The sequence below is a fragment of the Butyrivibrio sp. ob235 genome, from assembly GCF_900109475.1.
In the GTDB taxonomy this organism is placed as follows: Bacteria; Bacillota; Clostridia; order Lachnospirales; family Lachnospiraceae; genus Butyrivibrio.
This window is the reverse complement of record NZ_FOBE01000070.1, coordinates 1-2,097: the sequence shown is the minus strand read 5'-3', so window position 1 is coordinate 2,097 and position 2,097 is coordinate 1. Positions and strand designations below refer to the sequence as shown.

Here is a 2,097-nt window from a genome sequence, read left to right as displayed (position 1 = left end):
GAACAGGACGATACAGCAAAGCGAAACGCTGAGGGCCAGCGATTCATCCCCCACCGACTATGTCGGAAGGAGTTTTCTCGCTGATACATCATAATACTTGCTACATACTCCAATTATCTGCTTTGATATTCGTACCATTCTTTGTCTATCTTTTTGAATCCAACAGCTTCAAACATTCGCCTACTCTGCTCATTAAAGGAATAGATATTTGCCTTTACAGTATCCATACCCTTTTCTTTAGCAAGTTTAAGCATATCTTCAACGCATCGTCTTCCAATGTGCTGATTCTGGTATTCTTTGCACACTACAATAGCGACTTCTGCATTGTCTCTTAACGAAACATCCCCTACCAATGTCCCCTTATATTCTATGTAGTAGCAATCCCCATGAGAGCTTAGATAATCATACATAGCATGTAAAAGATCTAAATCATATGGTTCATCTCTGTTATCTACCTGCTTACATACATCCAAATCCTGATACCAAGGAAGTGAAGCCTCGTCATTCCTGTAATATGGAATCAGTTTTAATTCTTCATCAATGGTTCGCTCTGTCATTCTCTCCACATATCCATTCCTGGGCCATCATTGTCATTTGGGCGGGCCTTGAAGCCAAGCTTCTCGTAAAACGCCTCTTTTCCTTTTGATGCCACAATAACTATCTTTATACGCCAGCCTTACCTTGCTGCTTCAAATAATCTTCTCTAAGCAAACCGTAGATATTATAGTCGCAGTAAACCGAAACCATTTTTCCTTGACGAATTGTTCCTTCTTTAACAAAACCACATTTTTCCATAACTCTGTTTGAAGCAATATTTCTTACATCCACACGTCCATTCAATCGGTCTATTTCTGTGTTCTTAAAAACAAATCGTAACACTTCCTTCAAAGCTTCTGTAGTAATTCCCATTCTCCAGTACTCAGGATTAATCCTGTATGCTATATCGCCCATTCTGGCATTTTGAATATCAAATACTGCGATCATACCTACCACTTTATTTGTTTCTTTCCATACAATTCCCCAATCAAGATCAAGAGAAGGTTTTCTTTTCACCCAAGGACGTGGATCAATAAACATGAGTTCAGGATTTTTCTCGCCCTTGCTTGCTTTTCTTCCCCAATATGTATAAATTTCATCTCTTCCCAACCACTCTTTTAAATCATCCACATCCTTTTCGTTAAGCACACGGATAATCAGTCTGTCTGTTTCAAGAATTGGCTTGTCTATTGCATAATCATTTAACATAGTCTCCTCCGTCTACTAATCCCGATTTGCTAAAGCATATGGATTATCAGATGATGCATCAAATCCATCCAGCAGATATTCATGTGGGATGTGTTTATCATAATCAAGATCCATGTAATAGTTACAAAATATCTGTTCTGCATAGATTATTCTGTTTTTTCCATCTGTAAGAGCATATACAAATCCATTGTAGGAATCAGCATTTATTGCTAACAAGGCATATGTTTTTTCTTCCTCAACGCTGTAATATCCAATATAATCTGTAGACTGATATGATTTAAGTCTTTCCGACTCTTTTAAATAGTCTTCGTTAGAATAATCAACAACAAGATACCCAAGGTATTGGGCATCCCAGGGATTATAATAAACCATCTTATAGTCTGCAATCGTCATTTTATCAGTAATCTCCTGAGGCCATATGCTTTCATCAATGCCCCATTTATTCCATTGTGAATCTGCATCAGTTACGTCAAACGACATGTATTCCCTGTAATTTGTTATATCAGTGTACACCTCAGGTTTTGTAGTAACTGATCCAACAACGAAAATGCCAACAAGAACCGCAGCTGCAATACTACACAAGGCGCTAATAGCGGCAACTATTGCAATTACTATTATTATGATCTTTTTACTTTTATCCGTATTCATCACTCTTTATCCTTTCTTCTGTTTCCAAAAAAATGAAACGGAATACGAATAATGCTTTCCACCAGAATGATTGCTGCTACTATTGTCACTCCTGACATAAAGTTTACCAGCGTCCATTCACCACGGATGAACTTCCTCCACCGACTCTGCGTCGGAAGAGGTTTCTGTTATGCCGCAGAGCGGCATGAACCTTTGGGATGCTTA

The 2,097-nt window shown here is 38.3% G+C and carries 3 protein-coding genes; all 3 read right to left on the bottom strand.

The genetic code is table 11. The features are described 5' to 3' along the window. Positions 1–113: 113 nt before the first annotated feature. Positions 114–557, bottom strand: coding sequence for a GNAT family N-acetyltransferase (locus tag BMW61_RS21440; protein ID WP_091826120.1), 444 nt, complete (start codon positions 555–557; stop codon positions 114–116). Between the two features lie 106 nt (positions 558–663). After that, on the bottom strand, positions 664–1,245 hold the full coding sequence (locus BMW61_RS21435) for a GNAT family N-acetyltransferase (protein WP_091826117.1): 582 nt from the start codon (positions 1,243–1,245) through the stop codon (positions 664–666). 15 nt (positions 1,246–1,260) lie between these two features. Continuing rightward, a complete protein-coding gene (locus tag BMW61_RS21430) occupies positions 1,261–1,893 on the bottom strand; it encodes a hypothetical protein (RefSeq protein WP_091826114.1) in 633 nt (210 codons plus the stop codon). Between the last annotated feature and the right edge of the window lie 204 nt (positions 1,894–2,097).

Bases quoted from the DNA above. Each gene is read 5' to 3' on its own strand.
- BMW61_RS21440 (WP_091826120.1), bottom strand. From the start codon at position 557: ATGACAGAGCGAACCATTGATGAAGAATTAAAACTGATTCCATATTAC.
- BMW61_RS21435 (WP_091826117.1), bottom strand. From the start codon at position 1,245: ATGTTAAATGATTATGCAATAGACAAGCCAATTCTTGAAACAGACAGA.
- BMW61_RS21430 (WP_091826114.1), bottom strand. From the start codon at position 1,893: ATGAATACGGATAAAAGTAAAAAGATCATAATAATAGTAATTGCAATA.